16 protein-coding genes are annotated in these 23,758 nt (G+C 75.6%); 12 read left to right on the forward strand and 4 right to left on the reverse strand.

Features of this window, described 5'->3' with window-relative positions; translation table 11 throughout:
* Positions 1-10: 10 nt before the first annotated feature.
* The 11 genes from AC1UE5_RS08725 (at position 11) to AC1UE5_RS08775 (ending at position 18,486) form a co-directional block, all read left to right on the forward strand.
* Positions 11-3,289 (forward strand): hypothetical protein, encoded by a 3,279-nt coding sequence (locus tag AC1UE5_RS08725; protein ID WP_482922190.1) that lies wholly within the window; start codon positions 11-13, stop codon positions 3,287-3,289.
* A 5-nt stretch (positions 3,290-3,294) separates the two neighbouring features.
* Positions 3,295-5,331: a hypothetical protein gene (locus AC1UE5_RS08730; RefSeq protein ID WP_482922192.1), complete on the forward strand. Its 2,037-nt coding sequence runs from the start codon at positions 3,295-3,297 to the stop codon at positions 5,329-5,331.
* Positions 5,328-7,064, forward strand: coding sequence for a hypothetical protein (locus AC1UE5_RS08735; RefSeq protein WP_482922194.1), 1,737 nt, complete (start codon positions 5,328-5,330; stop codon positions 7,062-7,064). The genes AC1UE5_RS08730 and AC1UE5_RS08735 overlap by 4 nt, the downstream gene beginning before the upstream one ends.
* Positions 7,061-11,500, forward strand: coding sequence for a hypothetical protein (locus tag AC1UE5_RS08740; RefSeq protein WP_482922196.1), 4,440 nt, complete (start codon positions 7,061-7,063; stop codon positions 11,498-11,500). Before AC1UE5_RS08735 ends, AC1UE5_RS08740 begins: the two co-directional genes overlap by 4 nt.
* 135 nt (positions 11,501-11,635) lie before the next feature.
* Positions 11,636-12,292 carry a hypothetical protein gene (locus AC1UE5_RS08745; protein ID WP_482922198.1) on the forward strand — a complete coding sequence of 219 codons (657 nt, stop codon included), beginning with the start codon at positions 11,636-11,638 and terminating at the stop codon, positions 12,290-12,292.
* A gap of 99 nt (positions 12,293-12,391) precedes the next feature.
* Complete coding sequence (locus AC1UE5_RS08750; RefSeq protein WP_482922200.1) at positions 12,392-13,168, forward strand: hypothetical protein; 777 nt, start codon at positions 12,392-12,394, stop codon at positions 13,166-13,168.
* A 5-nt stretch (positions 13,169-13,173) separates the two neighbouring features.
* A complete protein-coding gene (locus AC1UE5_RS08755; protein ID WP_482922202.1) occupies positions 13,174-14,280 on the forward strand; it encodes a hypothetical protein in 1,107 nt (368 codons plus the stop codon).
* A gap of 119 nt (positions 14,281-14,399) precedes the next feature.
* Positions 14,400-16,280, forward strand: coding sequence for an ATP-dependent zinc metalloprotease FtsH (gene ftsH / locus AC1UE5_RS08760; RefSeq protein ID WP_482922204.1), 1,881 nt, complete (start codon positions 14,400-14,402; stop codon positions 16,278-16,280).
* Positions 16,267-16,809 (forward strand): helix-turn-helix transcriptional regulator, encoded by a 543-nt coding sequence (locus AC1UE5_RS08765; RefSeq protein WP_482922206.1) that lies wholly within the window; start codon positions 16,267-16,269, stop codon positions 16,807-16,809. The genes ftsH and AC1UE5_RS08765 overlap by 14 nt, the downstream gene beginning before the upstream one ends.
* A gap of 50 nt (positions 16,810-16,859) precedes the next feature.
* On the forward strand, positions 16,860-18,050 hold the full coding sequence (gene bktB / locus AC1UE5_RS08770; RefSeq protein ID WP_482922209.1) for a beta-ketothiolase BktB: 1,191 nt from the start codon (positions 16,860-16,862) through the stop codon (positions 18,048-18,050).
* Positions 18,051-18,099: 49 nt separating this feature from the next.
* Positions 18,100-18,486: a hypothetical protein gene (locus AC1UE5_RS08775; protein WP_482922211.1), complete on the forward strand. Its 387-nt coding sequence runs from the start codon at positions 18,100-18,102 to the stop codon at positions 18,484-18,486.
* Here AC1UE5_RS08775 and AC1UE5_RS08780 read toward each other — a convergent pair.
* Positions 18,473-19,411, reverse strand: coding sequence for a LysR family transcriptional regulator (locus AC1UE5_RS08780; RefSeq protein ID WP_482922213.1), 939 nt, complete (start codon positions 19,409-19,411; stop codon positions 18,473-18,475). The two genes, AC1UE5_RS08775 and AC1UE5_RS08780, sit on opposite strands and share 14 nt — an antisense overlap.
* A 56-nt stretch (positions 19,412-19,467) precedes the next feature.
* On the opposite strand from AC1UE5_RS08780, the gene AC1UE5_RS08785 reads away from it, so the two are divergent.
* On the forward strand, positions 19,468-20,733 hold the full coding sequence (locus AC1UE5_RS08785) for an MFS transporter (RefSeq protein ID WP_482922215.1): 1,266 nt from the start codon (positions 19,468-19,470) through the stop codon (positions 20,731-20,733).
* 54 nt (positions 20,734-20,787) lie between these two features.
* On the opposite strand, the gene AC1UE5_RS08790 is transcribed toward AC1UE5_RS08785, so the two are convergent.
* The 3 genes from AC1UE5_RS08790 to AC1UE5_RS08800 form a co-directional block, all read right to left on the reverse strand.
* Positions 20,788-22,014, reverse strand: a complete 1,227-nt coding sequence (locus tag AC1UE5_RS08790; protein WP_482922217.1) for an MFS transporter — start codon at positions 22,012-22,014, stop codon at positions 20,788-20,790.
* Between the two features lie 81 nt (positions 22,015-22,095).
* Positions 22,096-23,121, reverse strand: coding sequence for an NAD-dependent epimerase/dehydratase family protein (locus AC1UE5_RS08795; protein WP_482922219.1), 1,026 nt, complete (start codon positions 23,119-23,121; stop codon positions 22,096-22,098).
* A complete protein-coding gene (locus tag AC1UE5_RS08800) occupies positions 23,121-23,756 on the reverse strand; it encodes an NUDIX hydrolase (RefSeq protein WP_482922221.1) in 636 nt (211 codons plus the stop codon). The genes AC1UE5_RS08795 and AC1UE5_RS08800 overlap by 1 nt, the downstream gene beginning before the upstream one ends.
* Positions 23,757-23,758: the final 2 nt, after the last annotated feature.

The following is a 23,758-nucleotide window of genomic DNA, read 5'->3' on the forward strand; positions in this document are numbered from 1 at the left end:
CTTGTCCAGCGTGCGATCACTCATCCGGCGAGCGGCCGTGGCCGCCACCGCGACGATCTGCCTGGCCGCGCCCGCGGCGGCCAGCGCCGATCCGGCGTCGAACCCGACGGGGCGCTGGGCCTTCTGGGGCCCGACCGGCGTGACGGCGACGGAGCGCGTCGGCGACACGCTGTACGTCGGCGGCGACTTCCTCGCGGCGTCGTACGTCACCGGTCCGGCTGCCGTGTTCGCGCCGGCGAGCGGTGCCGCTGAGCGCGGGCGCGACGTGCTGTCGCGACGCTGGTCGGGCGTGTCGCACCCGGCGGCCCTGCCGTCACGCGTGACGGCCGTCGTGGCGGACGGAGACGGCGGGTACTACGCGGCGGGCGAGTTCGACGCCGCGGGAACCGATCGGCGCCAGGAGTCCGTGGTCCACGTGCTCGCGGACGGCACGACCGACCCGGACTTCCGCAGCCTGAAGGTGAGCGGCCCTGGCGGGAAGGTGACGGACCTCGCGCTTCGCGGGGACGTCCTGTACGTCGGCGGGCAGTTCACGAAGGCCCGCGGCTCCGACCGCACGAGCCTCGCGGCCCTCGACGCGGACACGGGCGTGCTCGAGCCCTTCGACGCCAAGCTCACGGCCGGTTCGGGCACGCCCTCGGTGAACGCCCTGCTGGCCACCGCGGACGGCCTCTACGTCGGCGGCTCCTTCGGCGGGGCCGGCGGTGAGACCCGCCAGTCGCTCGCCCGCCTCGACTACGCGTCGGCCAAGCCGGACGCGTTCGACCCGGGCGTCACCGGCGGCGCGGTCGACGCGCTCGACGTGCTGAACGGCGTGGTCTACGTCGGCGGACGCTTCACGGGGATCGACGAGACGGCACGCGCGAGGCTCGCCGCGGTCAGCTCGTCCACGGGTGCGCTCGTCACGGCGTTCAGCCCGGCTCCCGCTGGTGGGGCGGTCGATGACCTCGACGCCGTCGACATCGCCGGGGACGGTCCGCGCGTGTACGTCGTCGGCGGCTTCACGCAGATCGGCGGCGGCTCCCGCTCGCACGTGGCAGCGCTCAACCCGGATTCGGGGACCCTCGTGCCGACGTTCCTCCCCAACGTGGACAACCCTCCGTCGGCGGTCCTCGCGACGAACGACGGGGTGTACCTCGGCGGCGGGTTCACCACGACGGCCTCCAACTCGGAGTTCGGCAGGCTGTCGCGGGTGTCGCGCGCGACGGGCGCGCTGCAGACGGCGTTCAAGGCCGGCATCAACACCGGTGGCGTGGACGATCTCGCCGCCCTCGTCGGCGGCAAGATCGTGGCGAGCGGCATCTTCCAGTCCGTCAACGCCGTCTCTCGTGCCGGTCTTGCCGCGATCGACCTCGACGATGACGCCCTGACCGATTGGGGTCCCGCTCTCCCGAGCGAGACGAAGGTCTTCGACTTCGAGGCGCACGGCGACCGGCTCTACCTCGGCGGCGACTTCTACGAGGTCGCGGGCGAGCCGCGTTCCTACCTGGCGGCGTTCGACCTGACGAGCGGCGCCCTGGTGGCGGACTTCGATCCCGCGCCCGACAACTGGGTCCACGCGCTCGCGGCGAAGGCGGACGGCACGCTCTACGTCGGCGGCTTGTTCTGGACGATCGGCGAGAACGCGGCGACGCGCAAGACGCTGGCCGCGATCGACGCCGACGGCGACGCGACGGCGTGGACGGCGGACACGGACAACGCCGGCGCCGTCTCGGACGTCACGCTCAGCGCCGACGAGAGCCGCCTCTACGTGGCCGGGCAGTTCTCGGAGCTCGGCGGTCAGACGCGCCGCGGTCTCGCAGCGGTCACGACGAGCGCCACCGCGACCGTCGAAGGGTGGAACCCCGGCCCGTCGCGCCCGGCGCCGGCTCAGGCATGGGCGACGTCGGTCGCCGTCGATGGCGCCCGGGTCTTCGTGGGAGGCGTCTTCACGGAGATCGGTGGCCAGGTCCGCGAGAACCTCGCGGCGGTCTCTGCCACCGATGGGCAGGCGCTTGCGGGCTGGAACGCCGGCGACCGGGACGAGGAGACGTACGAGGTCGCTGTCGGCCCGGACGGCGACGTGTACGCGCTCGGAGTCGGGCTGACGTCGTACGACGGCGCCACGGGGAACCGGACCAACTGGCGGCCGGTCGGCTACACGGCTCCGTCGAGCACCGTGTTCGCCAGCCACGCCATCAGCTTCGGGTCCGCTGGCCAGGTCTTCGCCGGTATGGGCGAGACGTTCTCCCCCCGCCTCATCGCGGGTGCCCCGGCGCAGGGACTCGTGGCGTTCGACGACGCGCAGCAGCCTTCGTGGGGTGCATCGCCGATCATCGACGGCGAACCGATCGTCCCGCGGACGCTGACCTGCGCTGTCGAGGACCTGTCGGGCACGGCGCCGTTCGACATCACGTACACGTGGCTCCGCGACGGACAGCCCATCGCCGGCGCTGTGAACGACACCTACACGCTGACGCCGGACGACGCCTGGAAGAAGGTCGCGTGCCGGGCGACCGCGTCCAACGCGGCCGGGGACGCCACGTCGGACGTGTCGGCCGCGGTGGACGTCGAGCTGGAGCCGCCCGCGAACGAGGTCGCACCGGAGATCGTCGGCGACGCGACCGTCGGCAAGACCGTCGAGTGCACCGTCGGCTCCTGGAGCAACGCGCCGATCTCGTACGCCCGCCAGTGGCTGGCGGACGGTCAGCCCGTCGCGGGCGCGACCGGCGACAAGCTCGAGCTCACGGCCGCGCTCGGCGGCCAGCAGCTGACGTGTCGCGTGATCGCGTCGAACCAGGGAGGCGCGGGCGTCCCGGCGACCAGCTCCGCGGTGACCGTGAAGAAGCTGCCCGTCGACAACCCGCCGCCGGACAACCGCCCGCCCGGCGGCGATCCGAACCCGAACCCGAATCCCAGCCCCAACCCGAACCCGCCCGCGCCGAAGCCCGAGCCGGGGCCGCAGCCGCAGCCGCAGCCGAAGGACGTCGTCACGATCGCGCGGACGACCAAGATCTCCGGCTCGCGCCTCGCGCTGCAGGTGACGGTCGGGAAGGCCGGCAAGCTCACGATCACCGTGAAGGCGACCAAGAAGGTCGGCTCGGTCCGCAAGGGCGCGACGCTCGCCACCGGGACGGTCACGGTCCGGCGCGCGGGCAAGGTCGTGGTGCAGCTGAAGCTCACCAAGGCGGGCCGCGCGGCGGTCCGGCGCAAGGGCCGGAAGGTGGCGGCGTCGATCAGCGCGCAGCTCACCCCGACGGGCGGCGGCGCGGCTGAGCGCTCGGCGGCCTCGGTCACGCTTCGCCGGTAGGGCCTGTGGCGCCTCGTCGGGCAACAGCGGCGGCGACCACGGTCGCCGCCGCCCTGACGGTCTCGAGCGGGGCCGTCGCCACCGGCACCGCCGCCGCGGCCTTCGGGCCGGGCGGCGTGCCGGTGTCGGCGACGAACTGCGCGCTGGCGGCGCCCGGCAGCGCCGAGCTCGGATCGAGCGGCTCCCAGTCGCCCGCGATCTCCGACGACGGGCGGTACGTCGTGTTCTGGACGAGCGCCAGCAACCTGCTCGGCCGTCCGGCACAGCCCGACCAGTACCACTCGGGCGGCCTGATGCGCTGCGACACCACGACCGGTGCGCTGGCGCTCGTCGCGCCGCCGGGTCGCAAGCGCGACGACGGCGACGGCAACCGCGCGAACGACGTCGTCGTAGCCGCCGACCCGGCCCTCAACGCGTCGGTCAGCGCCGACGGACGCCGGATCGCGTTCGCGACCCCGCAGGCGCTCCTCGACACCGACCGCAACACGGCGTCCGACGTCTACGTCCGCGACATGACGCGGCCGCTCAGCGACCCGGCGACGGCGTACGAGCTCGCGTCGTCGATCGACGCGCGCGACCGCGCGCCGGCCTACACGAGCGAGCCGGGCAGCGCCGTGTACCCGAACGCGCTCAGCAACGACGGCCGGCGCGTCGCCTTCGTGACCCGCGCCGTCTCGAACGTCCTCGACGGCGGCGCCGTCACGACCCCGGCGAACCAGATCCTCGTCCGCGACCTCGACCGGCGCTCCACGACGCTCGTCACGCGGCGCAGGGCCGACGGGGGCCCGATCACCGGGACCGAGCGCCCGCTCACCGTCGCCCTGAGCGGCAACGGCGCCGTCGTGGTGTGGACCGGCGGTGACGCGAGCGAGCAGACGCCGTTCCTCCAGGGCGAGGACGAGGCGGAGACGCACATGCTCTGGCGCACGGTCGGCGACCCCGGTCCGGCTCGGCGCATCACGGGCGCCAGCGACCTCGACGACCCGGAGTGCGACCGCACAGCGCTCTTCGACCCCGGTGCCGTGGGCCGGATGGGACCGTGCTACGGGCCGCTGCGTCTGGTCGAGACGTTCGACAGCCCCGGCCACTACAACGCGTCGATGTTCGGGGGGCCGAGCGTGAGCGACGACGGCCAGACCGTGGTGTACACGTCGAGCGCCGGGATCCGGAGCCGGACCGATGTGACCGACATCCGGAGCCACGAGCTGTTCGTCGCCGACATGCGCCCCGGCGTCACGCGCAAGGCGGGCACCCGCCTGCTGCTCACGTACCCGGCGGGCGGCGGCATCGACACCGCCGCCCTGAGCGGAGACGGCCGGCACATCGCGATCCGCACCTCGCAGACGATCTTCCCCGGCCTCCGGCCGGTCGGCGACATCCCGCTCAGCCCGGGCGGGAACCCGGCCAACGCCTACCTCATCGACCTCGCCGCCGAGAGCGTCGAGCGCATCACGCGGAGCCCCGCAGGCAGCGACGTGCGCACGGGCGTGGGGCTCGTCGCCCCGTCGGCGGACGGCTCGGCCGTCGCCCTGCAGACCGAGGACAACAACCTGTTCGCCGGCGACGGCAACGACATGCACGACATCGTGCTCGTGCGGCGCGCTCCGGCGCCGCCGCCGCCCGTCCCGCCCGTGCTGCCGCCGACGCTCGGCGGCGCCGGGCTCGCGGAGATCGCGCGGCCGGTCACCTCGCCGCCCGCGCGCTTCCCGATCTTCGGCGCGCTGCGCGTCAACAAGGACTTGAGCGTCTCCCTCCGCGTCCGCGTGCCCGCGGCCGGGACGCTCTCGGCCTCCGCGAAAGCGACCCGGCGCAAGAAGAAGGTCGCCGTCGGGAGCGCGCGGCTGCGTCCGCGCCGCGCGTCGTCCGTGACGATCCGCGTTCCCGCCGGCCGCCGTGCGCGCGCGCTCCTGCGCCGGCGGCCCTACACGCTGAAGGTCCAGCTGTCGGTGACGTTCAAGCCGGCGCGCGGCGCCGCGACGAAGGTGACCCGGACCTACACGCTCGCCGGCAGCCAGGCCCGAGCAGCGGGGAGCGGGTCATGAGGCGCACGACGACCCTGCGCGCCGCGGTCTGCGGCGCCCTGCTCACGCTCGCGGCCGCTGGGCCCGCCACCGCGCAGACGTGGCAGGAGGTCCCGAACCCGACCCCGCCGGGCGCCCGGGTCACGGCGCCGGTCGGGTTCGCCGGCGACCTCGAGTTCTGGGCGCCCAACCGCGGCGTGCTCACCACCACGGCGACGAACGCCTACAGCGCCGGGATCTTCGTGTTCGACGGGGCCGCGTGGCGGCAGCTCGCCACGGTCTGCGGCATCGACCCCAACGTGACGCAGGGCTCACGCGTCGCGTGGGCCGGCCCGACCGAGCTCTGGGTGATCAGCCAGGCGGTCCGCCTCGGCCGCTCCGGCGGCCTGTGCCACGTCAAGGACGGCGAGGTGGTCGGCTCGTACAGCACGCCGGACACGGCGGCCGCGCCGCACCGGCGGATGTACGCCGCCGAGTGCAACGGCCCGAACGACTGCTGGTTCGCCGGCGAGGCCGTCAACGACGCGCGCGGCGTCGGCGCCTTCCACCTCCACTGGGACGGCGCCCAGCTGACCCAGGTGCACGGGCGGCAGGGGCGCGGCATCAGCGCGCTGGAGCACCACCAGGGCACGCTCTACGAGAGCACGCTCGTCGGCAGCGCGCCCGAGAGGCGCGAGCCCCCGGTGCTCGCCGAGCCGGAGACCGGCTACCCGCGCCTGCTGCACCGCTTCGACGGGACGAGCTTCGTCAACGTGGACGCGTTCCGCCCGGCGGCGCTTCCGGGCCTGTCGGAGAACGCCACCGAGCTGCGCGACCTCGAGAGCGACGGGACCTCGCTCTGGGCGGTTGGCGGCGGCGCCGCGTCCGGACCCGCGTCCAGCGGCGGGTTCGCGCGGCGTCCGCCGTATGCCGCCGTCCTCAGCGCCGGCACGTGGCGGGAGCTGACGACGTGGACGGGCACGGCCCCGACCGACCTGGCGATCACGCAGGTCGCGCCGGTGCCGGGGACCGACACGGCGTGGGGCGTCCTGCGCGCGCCGGATCGCAACCACCCGGACTCGCAGCCCCGGCCGACGGAGCTCGTCTTCCTCGACGCGGACGGATCGTCCGGGACGCAGCTGCGGCGCGTCACGGTCCTCGGGCGCGACGGCCTCCTGCGCGGGAACGCGATGCAGATCGCCTGCCCGACGGCCAGCGACTGCTGGGCGGTGACCGACCAGGGCTTCTTCTTCCGCCTGGGCGGTGGGAGCTACGCGCTCGACGTCGATCCGGCGTTCGCCAACCTCATCACCTTCCGCCCCGACGAGGGCGCCGAGGCGTTCATCCCGGACAACCCGCCCGAGGACGACTCGGCGAAGTTCGCGCCGCCGCCGCTCGAGGTGCAGCCACCGGCCGAGCCGCCGCAGGCCGCGCCCGAGCGTGTCTGCCGGCGCACGCCCGCGCGGTACTCGAACGTCAAGCGCCGCGTCCGCGACCGCACGAAGCTCGTGGTGTCGTTCCGGCTCACCACGACGGCGCGCGTTCGCCTGGTCGCCAAGCGCGGCACGCGCGTGGTGGCGAAGACGAAGCTCCGCCGCCTGCGCAAGGGCGCACGGACGCTGAGCGTCCGCCTGAGCACCCGCCGCTGGCCGACGAAGATCGAGCTCGACGTCCGCGGTCCGAAGCCCAAGGCGGTCGTCGTGCCGTGCGCCGACGACGACGGCGGCGGCGACGCGCCCGCGGCCAGCCCCGACGACGTCGTGACCACGCGATGAGCGTCAGCCGCGCGACCATCCGCCGGCGCAGAGCCGTCGGCCTCGCCACCGTGCTCGGGCTCTGCGGCGCGGTCGGCGTCCTGCTGACGGGCGGCGGCGACCGCGCGGACGGTCAGGAGGGCGGGCCGGTGCGCGTCGAGGCCGAGCTCGGCGCCGTCCGGGCCGCCGGCCTGCTGGTCTCGGCCCCGCGCGGGCGCACCGGCGACCCGCAGGAGGCGTGGGGGATCGGCGAGCTGAAGCACCGCGTCGTGGCCGACGGGCGCACGCTCGAGCCGGCGCCGGTGGCGCTGATGCGCTACACGCAGGCGGAGGGCTGGCGCTGGATCGACACGGCCGTCGACGCGGCGGGCACGCCGTACGACGGGGCGTTCAGCGGGGTGCTCGCCGGCTCGACGCCGGAGGGCGGGCTCGCGCTCATGGCGCGCTCGGGGCCGACCGTCTCGCTCCTGCACCGGCCGCCCGGCGGGCGCCTGACGGCGGTCGCGGCCCCGGGCCCGGACGTCCTGCTGCCCGCGGCGGGAAGCGTCCCCGCCGAGCAGCTGTCGTCCACGCTCGTCGCCGCGCTCGCCGAGGGCGACGCGACGGTCGCGTATGTGCCGGTGTCAGGGCGCACGCGGACCGACGCCGTCGCGCGGTTCGACGGCAAGGACCCGGCGGCCGCCGGCGGCTGGACGCGCGAGCCGGTCTGCGTCGCCGCCGATGCGGCCGGGACCCCGCCGGCCGGCTGCAGCGCCGCCGAGACGCTCGCCGGGTCGCGTGAGCGGCTCGAGATCCGGTCGATCTCCGCGGCCGACGGCCACGCCTGGCTGCTCGCGGACGCCGCCGACGCCGCCGACCGCGGCCTGGTCCTGTTCGAGCGCGTCACCGACGGCGGCACGCCGAGGTGGCGCTACCGCGATCTGGCGCACCCGTTCTTCGACGGGCAGAGCGCCGCCGTGCTGGACATCGAGAGCCGCCCGGGCCGGACGGCCGCGGCCGCCGCCACCGCCGCGGGCGACGGCGTGTGGCTCGACGCGCAGGTCCTCACCGACGTCCGGCGCTGGGACGCCACCGTGCACGTCGCGGCCGACGGGTCGGTCGAGACGTGGTGCGACACCGGGACGTCCCTCTGCGACCACGGCTTCGGCATCGGGTTCACGGAGACCACGCGGTCGTTCGCCTGGGACGGGCCCGGCGGGCGCCGGCGGGTGCTGACGACGCTCGCCGAGGGCGTCGGCCGCGCCGTGCTGGAGGGCGACGCCTTCACGCGCCGGCAGCTTCCTGTGGGCTCCGCGGCGGCGACGTTCGCGTCCCCGGACGAGGGCTGGATGGGCGACCAGCACGTCACGCGCGCGGCGCCGCAGCCGGTGCGCACCTCGGCGTGGCCGCTGTCCGTCCGCCGTCCGCTGACCGCCATCGCGACCGCGCCCGGCAAGCCGGTCGGGGAGCTGTCCAGCGGGGCGCTCGCGGTCGGGCTCGGCGGCGCGGTCGTGCGCTACACGCCCGGGCAGGGCTGGGACACCGAGTTCCTGCAGGGCTCGAGCGGCGTCTCCAGCGCCGACCTGCGCGGCGTCGCATGGCCGGCCCCCAGCCGGGCGCACGCGGTCGGCGAGGACGGCGCGATGTGGCGCTGGCGGGCCGCGACCGGCCTGTGGGAGCCCGACCCGGGCGCGCCGTACGACTTCGTCGGGCAGCTCACCGGCATCGCGTTCCAGCCCGGCGACCCGGAGCGCGGGTACGCGGTCGGGCGCGACGGCGTCATCCTCGCCTACGGCAAGTCGTGGGAGCCCGAGCCGCTGCCCGCCGAGCTGCGCGGCCAGGGCCAGCTCGGGCACGACCCGGACATCACGTCCATCGCGTTCGCCGGCAGCCAGGCGCTGGCGGTCGCGCGCAGCGACAAGCAGGCGTGGCTGCTCGTCAACGACGGCTCCGGGTGGCGCGTCGACACGGACGCGTCGGCGCTCGGCGGCGCGGGCCTGCGGACCGTCGCCGGCCTGCCCGACGGCGGCGCGGTCGCGGCCGGGCGGGAGATCGTGATCACGCGCGACGGGGTGGGCGCGGCCTGGCGCGCGACCGACCAGCCGCTGAGCCGCCTCACCGCCGTCGTGGCGGCGCCGTTCCGCGACGGTGGCCGGGTGCGCGCGGTCGTCGCCGCCGCCGACGCGGACCTCCACCCGGGCGACAGCGAGACGCTCCCGATCCCGGTCCCGGGCGCGCCGCAGCCGCTGACGCCGAGCGCGGGGCTCGCGCCCGAGGGCTACGTCCTGCGCGAGACGGCCGCCGGCTGGCGCGACGAGCAGCGCACGGCGGTCCGGTCGCCGACGCACGACAAGCCGTACAAGAGCGACCCGGTGCTCGCGATGGCGCTGAACCCGGCCGGCGACGGATGGCTCGTCGGCGGCGCGGCCAACGCCACCGACAGCGCGGGCCGCGGCTTCAGCCAGAACAGCGAGGCCGTGACCGCCTACGTCGGCCGCTACGCCGCGAGCGGCGAGCTGCCCGCGGCCCCCGGCGCGCGGGCCACCGGGGTGCCGCTGACGTCCGGCGCGATGACCCTCGTGGCGGGCGGCCATCCGCAGTGCCAGCAGGACTGCGCGCAGCTGGAGGCGTTCGGCCTGCTGCCCGACCGCCTGCTCGCCACGGCGCTCTCGGTCTCGGCGGGCCTCGCGGGCCGCGACGGCGGGCCGCGGGCGTTCCTCTCCACCGGTGGGCGCATCCGGCCCGGCGCGGTGAGCGCGACCCAGGCACTGCCCGAGCTCCAACGCTACGCGGCCCTGCTCTCCGGCGGCGGCGCGCTGCCCACCTACAGCGCCGCGTCGGAGGGCGAGCTCACCGGCGGCGCGGCGTCGTGGGCGCAGGCGCTCAACGGCCTCCCGCAGCCGCTGGGCGGGGCGGCGGCGCCGTCCCCGCGCGCGGGCGTCGCGGTGACCCCGCTCCCCGACCAGCCGGCGACCGGCGCGCGCACGTCGTACGCGTTCGACTCGCGCGGGCCCGAGGGCACGGTGCGGGTCGTCGTGATCGACAACGCCGGCGGCTCGCTCGCGGCGGGGGACGCGTCGGGCAACCCCGACCGGCGCCCGGAGGGCGGGCAGCTCGCGTGGCTGGACCGCGTCCTGGCCGAGGCCCAGACCGCCCGCGTCCCCGCGGTCGTCGTGGGCAGCCGCGGGCTCGCGCCCGGCGCGGGCGCGGCGCAGGACGGACCGGCGGTCGCCGACCTGCTGCGCCGCCGCAACGTCGCGGCGTACCTCTACGACGGCAACGAGGCGTCGCGCATCGGCTCGGTCCCGCCCGGCGCGGCGGACGGCGTGCCCGCCATCGCCACCGGCACGCTGGGCTACCGGGCCCAGGTCGACCCGAACCAGTACTCGAGCCCGGGCTTCGTGCTCCTCGAGGTCGGCCGGGTTCCCCGCGGGGGCGGCCGCCCGCCGGTCCGGCCGCGCCTCATCCCCGTGATCGAGGACCTCGCCATCGAGGCGGTGGACGGCCGCCTGCTCGACCGCAGCCAGCCCGCCCTGTTCCAGGGGCTGGGGCGGCGCCCGCGCGCCGGCGACCGGTGGGAGGTCGACCTCGCCAACGGCACCGCGAACCTCCAGGGCTCGAGCCCGTACGTCGCCCTTCCCACGGGGCCGTGCGAGGGCGGCGGCTGCGGCGACCGGCTCACCCCCGAGGTCCGCTTCACCTCGTCGAAGCCCACGGTGGCGGACTTCGTCAGGCAGGACCCGAACTCGACCAACCCGCGGCGCCCGCTGCTCGACCCGGCCACGGACAAGCCGATCGCCGACGCGACGTCCGGCCTGATGTGCGCGTTCAACGAGGGCACGACCACGATCACCGTCGAGGCGGGCGGGCTCTCGTACTCGACGACGGTCACCGTGCGGCCGGGCAGCGTCCTGCGGCCGTGCGGCACGGTGCCGCGCGATCCGTCGGAGTTCCCGCCCCCGGAGACGGACACCACGACGCCGCCCGGCGTGGACAAGCCGCTCCCGCCCGAGGCGACGCCGACCGAGGACGAGCCGGCGGAGGCCATCCCGCCGCCGCCCCCGCCGCCGGTGCCGACCCCGCCGGCGCCGGAGCCGACGCCCGAGACGCCGCACACGCCGGAGCCGCTCCAGCCGCAGTTCCTCACGCCGCCGTCGCAAGCGGTCGCCCCGCCGGTCATCGTCCCGCCGCTGATCCCGCTCGCCCAGCCGATCCCGCCCAGCGGCACGGCGCCGGTGACGGTCGTCCAGCCCGTGGCGCAGACGGCGACCAAGGAGCAGCGCGAGGACGAGGAGGCGATCGAGACGCAGAGCGCGTTCGCCAAGTACGAGCCGGACGCCGGACCGCCGGTCGTGCCGGTCGGGATCGGCGCCGTGATCGCGATCGCGCTGCTGGGCTACGGGGTGGGGCAGACGCGCTTCCGCGCCCGGGCGCGGTTCGCCGAGGCGCGGGCGGTGCGGACACGGGGGCGGCTGTGACGCGGCTCAGCGAATCGGTAACGCGCTGGTTCCGCAGTGTTCACACCTGCGCGACGGGGCGTGTTGAAGAGTCCCGCTCGCGTCAACACGGCTTGTTGACGCCTCCCGCAACCTGTCTCACCTCAAGGAGGCGCAGTGCTTCGTAAGTTCGCAGCTCCCCTCGCGGTCGCCGCTGCCGTGCTGGCGTTCCCGTCGTTCGCCGCCGCGCAGTCCGCCGAGCCGGTCGAGTGCACCGGCACGATCGCGAACCAGACCATCGCGGGCGACGTGTACGTCCCGCTGGAGGCCGACTGCACGCTGGACACCGTCGTCGTGCGCGGCTCGATCGAGACCGAGCGTCGTTCGGCGTCGCTGAAGATCGTCGACCGCTCGGTCGTCCGCGGCGACGTGACGTGCGCCGAGTGCGGCACGTTCGTCCTCGATCGCTCCGTCGTCAACGGGAACCTCTCGGTCACGGAGCTCTTCGCGCCGGCGAAGGCGTGCAGCAGCGTCGTCCGCGGCACCACCGAGATCGGCGCCGTCGAGGGCGTCACGCTCGGTGACGGCACGAGCGCCTGCCGCGGCAGCGTGTTCCTGTCCGACGCGACCCTGCTCGTCAACTCCGGCGTGAAGGTCGACGGCAACGCGTTCAACGGCAACCTGTCGATCAGCGCGAGCCGCGATGTCGCGGTCCGCCGCAACATCATCCGCGGCAGCCTCGGCTGCGAGTTCAACGACCCGACCCCCACGCTCGCCCAGAACATCGTCCTGGGCGAGAGGACCGGCCAGTGCGCCCCCGCGCCCGCCGTCTGACCGGCAGCACCACGTAGTCCGTCTGGACGCCCCGGGCGCCCGGCTTCGTGGCCGGGCGCCTGCGCGCGTTCTCCGAAGGAAGCCCAGAGGTACCGACCCATGCGCCACCTGACCAACGCCCTCCGCCGGCCCGCCGCCCGGCGGCTCACCCACCGCCTCGCGCTCGCCGGCTCGGCCGCGCTGCTGCTGGCCGCGGTGGTCGCGGTCACCGTCGCGTGGTCGGGGACGTCCGAGGCGGAGCGCCGCATGCCCGGTCCCTCGACGACGCCCAAGCCGTACGGGATCCTGCGCCTGGACGCGAAGAAGAAGTTCCCGGCCAAGGCGATCCCGAAGGTGGGCCGGGCCAAGCTCGCCGACCGCGCGCAGACGGCGCAGACGCTCGGCCGTTCCACCGCCGAGGACCTCACCGTCAGCTGCCCGGCGACGACCGTCGACCTCGGCACGTGGTGCCTGAGCAGCGCGACGTACGACATCGATCCCGAGCAGAACGGCCAGACCGACTTCCTCTTCGCCTCCAACGCCTGCGTGGACGCGGGCGGGTGGCTGCCGACCGCGGAGCAGCTCGTGGGCGCGGCCGACCGCGTGAAGCTCTCCTCGACGATCGACGACGACCGGCTCACGGCCTCGATCGACGAGGACCCGACCGACGGCCTGAAGGACCGCGTGGAGATGACGTCCACGCTCGTCACGACGCGGTCGGGCTCGGCCGCCGCGGGCTCCCCGGCCGATCCGGAGCCGCAGTCCCTCCAGTACGTGACGGTGTTCGACAACCGCAACCGGGGCGGGTTCGCGGGCTCCAAGCCGGTGACGGCGGCCGAGCGGTTCCGCTGCGCCTTCCCGAAGGGCCAGCAGGGCGAGCAGTCCGAGGAGGGCTGAGCGGCATGCGCCCCGCAGCGGTCGTCCGGCCGCGCGTCCTGCTCCTCGCGGCCGCCTTCCTCGGGCTCGTCGCGGTCGCCGGCCTGGTCCGCGAGGACCTGTCCGGCGCCGCGCAGCGCAAGGCGATGCCCGAGCCGTCCCGGACGCCGGAGAAGTACGGCATCCTGCGGCTGTCGGCCACCGGCAAGATCCTCCCCCAGGCGATCCCGACCGTCGACCGCGCCACGGCCGCCGACAAGGCGACGCGGATCAACCGGCTGGGGGAGCGGCGCGAGCGCGACATGAAGGTCCAGTGCCGGGCCGACACGCTCGACCTGGGCCGCTGGTGCATGCTCCGGGGGCCGCTCACCGGCGCCGACGCCCGCTCGTACGTGGACGCCTCGCGCGCGTGCATCGAGCGCGGCGGCTGGCTGCCGACGGCCGCGCAGCTCGCCGGCGTCGCCGACCGCGTGACGCTCGCCGACGGGGAGATGACCGGGACGCTGATCACGACCGAGTCGGGCTCCACCGCGGCCGGCACGAGCGGCCCGACGAAGGGCTCGAAGGGCGACCCGCGGACCGGCGAGCCCGACCCGATCCCGCTCCAGCCCGAGCCGGAGCCCGAGTCGCTCCAGTACGTGACGATGGCCGACCGCGGCACGGAGGCCGGGTTCGTCGGCGCCCGCCCGGTCGCGACAGCGGCGCCGTTCCGGTGCGCGTTCGTCAAGGGCGGCCAGGGCCCGACCACCGCGCGCCGCGCCGCGCCGGCCGGCGGGCCGAGCGTGACGGTCGGCCCACTGGAGCGGATCGCCCGCGCCGATCTGGCGGCCGGCCGCCTGCAGGTGACGCTGACCGCGGGCGACGTCGCGCGGGCCGAGGTGACGCTGCGCGGCCGCATCCGCACGCGCAAGGCCGGCGGCGGGACCGCGACCGGGGCCGAGCGGACGCTCGCGGCCGGCACGGCGACGCTCCAGCCCGGCCGCGCCAAGGCGGTCCGGCTGCGGGCTCCGGCCGCCGTGCGGCGTGCGCTCGGGCGGCGCGGCGCGGCGGTCGTCCAGGCCGAGCTGCGCGTCGTCGTCCGCGACACCGCCGGGCGCACGCGCACCGTCGCGCGCCCCGTGAACACCCGTTGATGACCAGTGAAGGAGAAGCCTTGACCAACCGCAGCTCCACCATCGCCAGACGCCAGTCGGCCAGCTACCGGCTGCGTTCCGCGATCGGGTCGGCGGTCGGCGCCGTCACCCGTCCGCTGTTGAAGGACCTCCTCACGACCGGGCTCCTGGTCACGTCGGTGGTGCTGGCCGTCGTGTTCTTCAGCCTGCTCGGCTCGCTCGGGCCCGAGTCGCGCGGCCAGCAGGTCGCGCTGTCGACCGTCAAGGGGCTCGCGCAGGACGAGCGGATCGCGGACGCGACGCTGCTCGACGCCGACTCGCGCGTCCTCGTCACCACGCGCAGCGGGCTCGACCTCTACGCCTCGTACCCGTCGTCCGACACGCAGACCCAGGCGCTCATCGAGGAGCTGGAGAAGGGCGGCGCGCGCGTCAGCGTCGACCTGCAGTCCGACAAGCCGCTGCGCACGGTCGTCGTCCAGTTCCTGCTCCCGATCCTCATCCTCGTCTGCCTCTTCGCGTTCTTCATGCGGCTCGGGCAGGACGGCGGCGCGGGCGGGATCGCGTCGTTCTCGAACATCGGCAACCGCAAGAAGAAGAAGGGCGCGGGCACCGGCGTCACGTTCGACCAGATCGCGGGCGCGGGCGACGTCGTGGCCGAGCTGCGCGAGATCCGCGACTACCTCGCCGACCCTGGCAAGTACCTGGAGCTCGGCGCGGGCGCGCCGAAGGGGGTGCTGCTCGTCGGACCTCCCGGCACCGGCAAGACGCTGCTGGCGCGCGCGACGGCGGGCGAGGCGAACGCGGCGTTCTTCTCGATGTCCGGCTCGGACTTCGTCGAGTCGCTGGTGGGCGTCGGCGCCGCGCGCGTGCGCGACCTGTTCGCGAAGGCGCGGCGCGCGGCCCCGGCGATCATCTTCATCGACGAGCTCGACGCCGCGGGCCGCAAGCGCGGCGCGGGCGTCGGCCAGGGCAACGACGAGCGCGAGCAGACGCTCAACCAGATGCTCGTGGAGATGGACGGGTTCGGCGGCGACGCGGGCGTCGTGGTGCTCGGCGCGACCAACCGCCCGGACATCCTCGACCCGGCGCTGCTGCGGCCCGGCCGGTTCGACCGTCAGGTGACCGTCGACGTGCCCGACGTGCACGGCCGCCACGAGATCCTGTCGCTCCACGCACGCGGCAAGCCGCTGGCGCCCGACGTCGACCTGATGGAGATCGCGAAGCTCACGCCCGGCTTCAGCGGCGCGGAGCTGGCCAACGTCGTCAACGAGGCGGCGCTGCTGACGGTCCGCCACGGCGAGACCGACCTCGACCAGGCGACGCTGGAGGAGGCGATCGACCGCGTCGTCGCCGGCCCGGCCAAGAAGCACATCCTGTCCGAGGACGAGCGGTGGCGGATCGCGATCCACGAGGCCGCGCACGCCGTGGTGACGCGCTCGATCGGACAGGTCGTCAGCGCGCAGAAGCTGTCGATCGTCGCGCGCGGGCGGCAGCTCGGCACCGCGGCGGCGCAGCTCACCGACCGCGACCAGGTGATCCAGTCCGAGTCGGACATGCGGCGCCAGCTCGTCGCGATCCTGGCCGGCACCGCGGGGGAGCGGCTCGAGTTCGCGGAGGGCTCGACCGGCTCGTCTGACGACCTGCACGCCGCGACGTCGCTCGCGCGCTCGATGGTGTCGTCGTTCGGCATGGCGCCCGAGTTCCCGTGGATGACGGTGGGCGAGAAGCCGGGCGACGTGTTCCTCGGCGCGGCGCTGGCCGATCTCGGCTCGATCGCGCCGGCGACGCTGGAGCAGGTCGACCGGGCGGTGGAGCAGCTGCTGGAGCGGGCCGGCCGGGAGGCGACCACGGTGCTCGAGCGCAACTGGGGGGCGGTGCACGAGACGGCGGAGGCCCTGCTCGAGCACGAGACGCTGTCCGGGGTCGCGCTCGACGCGCTGCTGTCGACCGTGGTGGCGATGCCGGTCGAGGGCGGCTGGCCGGAGGCGAGCAGGGGAGACGGGCAGGGTGGCGCATCCTGATCCCGGGCGCTCGCGCGAACGCTCCCTCGCCCTGGCCGTGCTCGTCTGCGTCGCGGACGAGCTCGGCATCGCGCCGCGCGACGCGCGCCGGCTGACGCCCGCGACGTTCGACGGGGCGCCCGCGGAGGTCCGCGGCGCGTGGACGGCGCTGCGCGTCGCGGGCGCGTTCGGCGGCTCGTGGGCGGAGGCGGCGCGGGCGCTGGCCGCCGAGTGGGACGACCCCGAGCCGGACGAGCGGCCGATGGTGCCGGTCGGCGACGACGCGATCCTCGCGCTCAACGTGCGGGTCCGCCGCCAGGCGGCCGAGATCTCGCTGGAGGAGCTGGCGCGGCTGGCGGACGTCACCCCGGCGGCGCTGGCCGACCTGGAGAGCGGCCGGCGCCCGCTCGTGCCGTTCCTCGAGGTCGCGCGGATCGCCGGCGCGCTCGGGCTGACGCTCGAGGCGCTGCTGGAGCCGGTCCTCCCGGGCGAGGCGCCCCCGGAGCCCCGGCCGCGGAGGCGAAGGCGGCGGGCCGAGAAGGTCTCGTAAGGTTCCGCACCTGCTGGACCCTGACCCCGATTCCGAGGGAACGTCTCACCTTGACCCAGATCGTGATCTCCTCCGCCGCCCGGACCGCCGTGGGTTCGTACGGCAAGTCGCTGAAGGACGTCGCGCCGACGCAGCTCGGCACGATCGCCGCGAAGGCCGCGATCGAGCGTGCGGGCATCGCGCCCGACGCGGTCGACCACGTCGTGTTCGGCAACGTGATCCACACCGACACGAAGGACCCGTACATGGCGCGCGTCGTCGGGATGGGCGCCGGCGTGCCGAAGGAGAAGCCGGCCTACACCGTCAACCGGCTCTGCGGCACGGGCGTGCAGGCGATCGTGTCCGCCGCGCAGGCCATCGCGACCGGCGACGCGGACGTCGCGCTGGCGGGCGGCGCCGAGTCGATGAGCCGCGGGCCGTACTGGATGCCGGGCGCGCGCTGGGGCTCGAAGATGGGGCCGGCGCCGGTGCTCGACCCGGTCCAGGGCGCGCTGAAGGACCCGTTCCACGACATCCTCATGGGCGTCACCGCGGAGAACCTCGCCGAGCGGATGTCGATCTCGCGCGAGGACCAGGACGCGTTCGCGGTCGAGTCGCACCGCCGCGCCGAGGCCGCGTGGGAGGCCGGCAAGTTCGACGACGAGATCGTGCCGGTGCCGGTGAAGGTCAAGCGCGAGACGGTGGACTTCGCGCGCGACGAGCACTTCCGCCCGGGCGCGTCGGTCGACGCGATGGCCGGGCTGAAGCCGATCTTCAAGCGCGAGGGCGGCACCGTGACGGCCGGCAACGCGTCGGGGATGAACGACGCGGGCGCCGCGGTCGTGCTGATGACCGAGGAGCGCGCGGCGGAGCTGGGCGCGCCGGTCCGCGCCCGGATCCTGTCGTGGGGCATCAGCGGCTGCGACCCGGAGGTCATGGGCATCGGCCCGGTCCCCGCCGTGAAGAAGGCGATGGAGAAGGCCGGGCGCTCGCTCGACGAGGTCGGCGTGATCGAGCTCAACGAGGCGTTCGCGGCGCAGGCGCTCGCGGTCATCCGGGACCTCGACCTCGATCCCGCGAAGGTCAACCCGAACGGCGGCGCGATCGCGCTCGGCCACCCGATCGCGGCCACGGGCTCGCTGATCACCGCGAAGATCCTGAGCGAGATGGAGCGCGAAGGGCACGAGCTCGGCCTCGTGACCCTCTGCATCGGCGGCGGCCAGGGCATCGCGCTCCTCCTCCAGAACCCCGCCGCGGCCTAGCGGCGACGCGCCCGCGTGGCGCGGGGCGAGGGCGGGTAGCGATCGTCACATGAAGCTGCTCGTCCTCGCCCCGCACGCCGTCGACGCGACGGCCGTGCGCGGGGCTCTGCCCACCGAGGACCTCGACGGCGCCGAGGTCCTCGTCGTCTCGCCCGCGCTCAACGACTCCGCGGTGAAGTTCTGGGTCTCGGACTCCGACGACGCGGTCGTCGCGGCCGAGAAGGCGGCCGGCGAGAGCGCCGCCGAGCTGCGCGAGGAGGGCATCCGCGCGCGCGGCGCCGCGGGCGAGAGCGAGCCGCTGCTCGCCGTGCAGGACGCGCTCGCGACCTTCCCCGCCGACCGCATCGTCGTCTTCCGCGGCGACGGCGACGACTACAAGGCCGAGGACCTCGCGGAGATCCGCGACCGGGTCGACGTCCCGGTCACCGAGGTGTGACGGCGGCGGCGCCCAGCAGCGCCTGCTCGAGCGCCTCGATGCCGGGCGGGCGGTGACCGCGCCGCCAGACCAGCGCGAGCGACGACTCCGGGAGCCCGTCGACGGGGACGAACGCGACCGACCGGCGCCCCGCGTGCTGCTCGGCCGTCTCGCGGCACAGGAGCATCGCGCCGCGACCGGCGGCGGTGAGGCTGAGGCCCTCGTGCACGGTCGTGGCGGTGTGCGGGCGGAGCGTCCGGCGCCCGCTCGGCGTCCGGCGCGGCACCTGCGCCTCACGCCAGTACGCGGGCGCGGGGCCGTCGACGTCGATGAGCGGCCAGTGCGCGAGCTCGTCGGCCGACACCGCCTCCCGCGCCGCGGCCGGATGGCGCGCATCCACCGCGAGCAGGACCGGCTGCGGCGGCAGCGCCGCGCCGACCTCCAGGTCGTCCTCGGCGACCGGGAGCAGGACGACCGCCGCGTCCACCTCGCTCCGGCGCAGCGCGCCGAAGGGGTCGGACAGCGGGAGCTCGGTCAGCTCCACCGTCGGCCGGCCCTCGCCGGCCTCGAACCGCCGCACCGCGGTCGCCAGCGGCCCGTCGATCGAGCCCTGGAAGCCGAGGCGCAGGACGCCGGCGGCCGTCCGCGCGGCCGCGCGCGCGTCGTCGATCCCGGCGCGGAGCGCGTCGTACGCCGGCCGGACGTCGGCGAGGAGCCGCTCGCCCAGCGGCGTGAGCCGCACGGGCCGGCTGGCGCGCTCGACGAGCGGGCCCCCGATCCGCTGCTCGAGCGAGCGCACGAGCTGGCTCACCCGGCTCTGGGTGAGGTAGAGCCGCTCGCCCGTCCGGCCGAAGTGCAGCTCCTCCGCGAGGACGAGGAAGGCCTCGAGCTCGCGCAGCTCGATCCCGATCACGCGCGCCCCTCGCTCACCCGCGGCGGCGCTCATCGCACCATGAGCGATCGGTCGTTGTCGTCGCCGGGGCCGGCGGCTTGCATGGCGGCATGGCTCCGATCCAGGAAACCACAGCGCCCGGCGCGCGCGGTTGGGCGGCGGTCGCGGCCCTCGCGCTGGCGACGTTCACCGTCGTCACCTCCGAGATGCTCCCGGTCGGGCTGCTCACGCCGATCGGCGGCGCGCTCTCCGTCAGCGAGGGCACCGCCGGCCTGACCCTCACCGTCACGGGGCTGACGGCCGCCGTCTCCGCGCCGTTGCTCACGCCGCGGCTGGGCCGGTTCGACCGGCGCGCCGTCCTCGTGGGCCTCATGGTCCTGCTCGCCGGGGGCAACGCGCTGGCCGCGTGGTCGCCCAGCTACGCCGTGATGCTCGCCGCCCGCGTGCTCGTCGGCGCCGGGATGGGCGGGGTGTGGGCCGTCGCCGCCGGGCTCGCCCCGCGGCTCGTCGCCCCGCGTGCGGTGGGCCTGGCGACGTCGCTGATCTTCAGCGGCGTTGCGTTCGCCTCCGTGCTCGGCGTGCCCGCGGGGACGTTCGCCGGCGACCTGCTCGGCTGGCGGGCGGCGTTCGCTGCCGCGGCGGTGCTCGCGGTGGCCGTGGCCGTCGCGCTCGCGGCGCTCGTCCCGCCGCTCCCGCCCGGCGATGCGCCCGCAGGCGGCACGCTGGGGGTGCTCCGCCAGCCGCGGATCGCCACGGGCCTGGCCGTCGTCGCGCTCCTGGTGACCGGCCACTTCGCGGCGTACACGTACGTCCGCCCGGTGCTGGAGGACGTGGCGGGCGCGGACCCGGCGCAGATCGGCACGCTGCTGCTCGCGTACGGGCTGGCCGGCGTCGCGGGGACGTTCGTCGCCGGCGCGGCGGCCCCGCGGTGGCCGCGGCGGATGCTCGTCGCGATCGCCGGCGTCCTCGCCGCGGCGGTCGCGGCGGTGCCGCTCCGCGGCGGGACGCCGGTCACCGCCGCGGTCGTGCTCGTCGTCTGGGGCGTGGCGTACGGCGGCGTGTCGGTCACCACGCAGACGTGGCTGCAGGCGTCGGCGCCCGCGGCACGCGAGACGGTCTCGGCGCTCTTCGCGGGCGTCTTCAACGGCGCCATCGCGATGGGGGCGTTCGCCGGCGGGCTCGTCGCGGACGGCCTCGCGGTGACCGCCACGATGTGGCTCTGCTGCGTCCTGGCGGCCACGGCGGCCGTCGTGGCGGCGAGCGGCCGGGCTCCGGCCGGGACACTGGAGCGGTTCGCCCAGGGGACAGGCGTTACGGACGAGCCGCACGGCGGGGCGATGGTCCGATCGCCGCGCCCGACGCGCGTGGGACCCTGAGGGTGCGCCGACGGCCTCACCCTCGACCAGAGGGTGAGGCGCTCCGTAATCGCGCTAGGCGAGCGCCGGCTCGGGCACGCGGAGCGGCCGCGGGCCGCCGAGCTTGACGACGAGCGTCGCGACGGGGAGCGTGCCGAGCGCCATCACGAGGCCGACCACGCCGTAGACCGGCTGGGCGCCCGCGAGGGTGACCGCGGCGCCCGCGCCGACGACGCCGACCCCGAAGGCGAGGTTGCGGCAGGACTCGATCGCGCCGAGCATCCGGCCGCGCTCGGCGTCGGGGACCGCGCGCATGATCATCGACTGCGACGCGACGCCCATGAAGCCGCCGCCGATGCCGCCGACGAGGTACGACACGAGCATCGGGCCGAGCGCCGGGGCGAGCGCGACGGAGCCGACGCCGGCCGCCATCATGAGCCGCCCGACGAGGACGCCGGTCGCCTCGTTGCCGGCGTGGAGCGCGCGGCCGGCGTACCAGGAGCCGAGGATCATCCCGCCGCCCCAGCACGCCGTCAGCGCGCCGAGGCCGATCGCGCCCGCGCCGATCTCGAACGCGAGCGGCACCTCGGCGGTCATCGTGAACGCGGTCGCGAAGGTCGAGATGCAGGCGGACGCGACGACGAGGCGGACCTCGCGGTGCGCACGCAGCAGCGCGAAGCCGCCGCGCCGGGCGGCCGGGGCGGGGGCCGCGGCGGCCTCCGGCGCCGGGGCGGCCGCGCGGCGCTCGGAGAACGCCCGCCGCACCGACCAGATCAGCCACGCGCTCGCGAGGAACGTCAGCGCGTCGAGGACGAACACCGCGCTCACGCCCACCGCCGCGATCAGCGCGCCCGCGACCAGCCGGCCGGCGGTCTTGCCGAGGTTCGTGCCGGTCGCGATCACGCTGCTCGCCCAGCTCAGCTCCCGCTCGCCCGCCACGTGCGCGATCGCCGCGCCGGACGCGGGGCCGAACACCGTGCCGAGGAACGTCGCGAGCACGCCGAGCGCCAGCAGCGCCTCCGGCGTGTGCAGCAGCGCGAGCGTCAGGAACACCAGCGCCGAGCAGATCTCCGCGCCGATCATCACCCGCCGCCGGTCGAGCAGGTCGGCGATCCGCCCACCGAGCGGCGCCAGGACCGCGCCCGCGCCGACGGTCAGCATCAGCGACAGCGACAGCCAGGTGGCGGAGCGGGTCTGCTCGTAGAGGGCGAAGCCGATCGCGACGCCGGTGGCGTCGGTGCCGGCCATGGACACGAAACGGGAGGTCGCCAGACGGCGAACGGCGGAGCGGCGGGACTGCATGACCGTCCCAAGATCGGCCCCTCCCGCCGGGTCTCAAGAAGAGAACGGTATGAACGCGCCCCCGTTGTGACGCGCCTCACGCTAGGCGGGGGCCAGCTCCTCGCGCGCGGCCGCGACCGTCGCCCGCAGCGTCGCCAGCGTCGAGTGCCTCGGCCGCCAGCCCAGCTCCCGCCGCGCGCGGGCGGTGTCCATCAGCACCGGGACGCGGATCGCGTTCACCCACGTCGCCTCGGCCGGCACCAGCGGGATGCGCGCCACGACCTCCGCCGTCGCGTCGACCGCCAGCTCGGGCACCGGCACGCTGTACCACCCGAGCGCGCCGGCGAGGTCGGCGAGCGTGATCGGGTCCCCCGGGCCCGCGAGGTTGTACACGCCCGGCTCCCCACGCCCGACGACGGCGGCCCGCAGCGCTGTGGCGACGTCGTCGTGGTGGACCAGCTGGAACGGCACGCCGGGATCCGGGATCACGGGCTTGAGCACCGGCACGACGTCGAACAGCGCCCGCACCGCGCCCGGGAGCTTCTCGCCGAGCCGCACGTACGGGATCGCCTCGACCAGCATCCGCGCGTCCGGCCCGGCGACGATGCAGGGGCGGAAGGTGAAGACGTCGAGCCCGTCCACGCCGGTCGTCGCCTCCGCCAGCACGCGCTCGAGCTCCGCCTTCTGCGCGCTGTACGGGTGCTGCTCGGTCCCGCGCGTGGGGACGTCCTCGGTCAGCGGCTGCGGGTTGTCGGCGTGGAACCCGTATGCGGCGACCGACGAGGTGTACACGAGCCGCCGCACCCGCCCGCGCGCGGCGGCCACCGCCCGGAAGACGTTGCGCGACCCCTCCAGGTTCACGTCGCGCGTGCGGTCCGAGGCGCCCAGCACGATGAACGCGAGGTGCACGACGACGTCGGCCTCGGCCACGAGCGCGTCGACGGCCATCCGGTCGAGCACGTCGCCCTGGCGGTACTCGGTCTTCCGCCAGCCGTGCGCGGCCGGGTCGAACGGCGAGCGCGCCATCCCGATGATCCGGTCGACCTCCCGCGCGCGCTCCAGCGCCCGCACGAACGGCTTGCCGATCTCGCCGGTGGGCCCGGTGACGGCGACGGTGAGTCCTGGCATCAGCCCTGCTCGTACCCCGGTTCCCCCGGAAGCAGCACCCGCGCGACCTCGCCCTCCATCACGACCCGCGGCTCGACCGGCTGCACCTCGCGCCCGCGCGCGTGGTCGAGCAGCGCGTCGGCGCTCGCGAACGGCGCGAGCTGCTGCAGCGTCTTGATGGTCGGGAACACGAGCTGGATCTCGTCGCGCTCGTAGGCCTCCAGCGCGGCGGCGGGGGTGAACCAGCCGCTGTCGACCGCCTCCTCGCCGTCGATCCGCGGCTCGGCGCCGTGCGGCGCGGGCGCCAGGAAGAACCAGGTGTCGAACCGCGTCTTGACCTGGCGCGGCGTGATCCAGCGGCTGAACCGGACCAGTTCGTCGGGGTCGGAGAGCGCGATCCCGGCCTCCTCCTCGAGCTCCCGCACGCCCGCGATCCGCGTCGCGCGGTCGTCCGTGCCCTCGTGGCGATCCACGGCGCCGCCGGGGAACACCCACACGCCGCCCATGAAGCGCGCCTTCGGCGTGCGCCGCACCATCAGCAGCTCCAGCGTCTCGCCGCCGCCGCGCAGCAGGATGACGGTGGAGGCCAGGCGCGGCACCGTCGCCTCGCCCTCGCTGTGCTCCTCGCCGGGACCCGGCCGGTCGATGTCTCCCATGA

It is taken from the genome of Parviterribacter multiflagellatus, assembly GCF_056863265.1.

Excerpts from the sequence above, each read along its gene's own strand:
- AC1UE5_RS08750 (WP_482922200.1), top strand. The coding sequence starts at position 12,392 with ATGCGCCACCTGACCAACGCCCTCCGCCGGCCCGCCGCCCGGCGGCTC.
- AC1UE5_RS08795 (WP_482922219.1), bottom strand. The coding sequence starts at position 23,121 with ATGCCAGGACTCACCGTCGCCGTCACCGGGCCCACCGGCGAGATCGGC.
- AC1UE5_RS08780 (WP_482922213.1), bottom strand. The coding sequence starts at position 19,411 with ATGAGCGCCGCCGCGGGTGAGCGAGGGGCGCGCGTGATCGGGATCGAG.
- AC1UE5_RS08735 (WP_482922194.1), top strand. The coding sequence starts at position 5,328 with ATGAGGCGCACGACGACCCTGCGCGCCGCGGTCTGCGGCGCCCTGCTC.
- AC1UE5_RS08800 (WP_482922221.1), bottom strand. The coding sequence starts at position 23,756 with ATGGGAGACATCGACCGGCCGGGTCCCGGCGAGGAGCACAGCGAGGGC.
- AC1UE5_RS08740 (WP_482922196.1), top strand. The coding sequence starts at position 7,061 with ATGAGCGTCAGCCGCGCGACCATCCGCCGGCGCAGAGCCGTCGGCCTC.
- AC1UE5_RS08790 (WP_482922217.1), bottom strand. The coding sequence starts at position 22,014 with ATGCAGTCCCGCCGCTCCGCCGTTCGCCGTCTGGCGACCTCCCGTTTC.
- AC1UE5_RS08775 (WP_482922211.1), top strand. The coding sequence starts at position 18,100 with ATGAAGCTGCTCGTCCTCGCCCCGCACGCCGTCGACGCGACGGCCGTG.
- AC1UE5_RS08755 (WP_482922202.1), top strand. The coding sequence starts at position 13,174 with ATGCGCCCCGCAGCGGTCGTCCGGCCGCGCGTCCTGCTCCTCGCGGCC.
- AC1UE5_RS08785 (WP_482922215.1), top strand. The coding sequence starts at position 19,468 with ATGGCTCCGATCCAGGAAACCACAGCGCCCGGCGCGCGCGGTTGGGCG.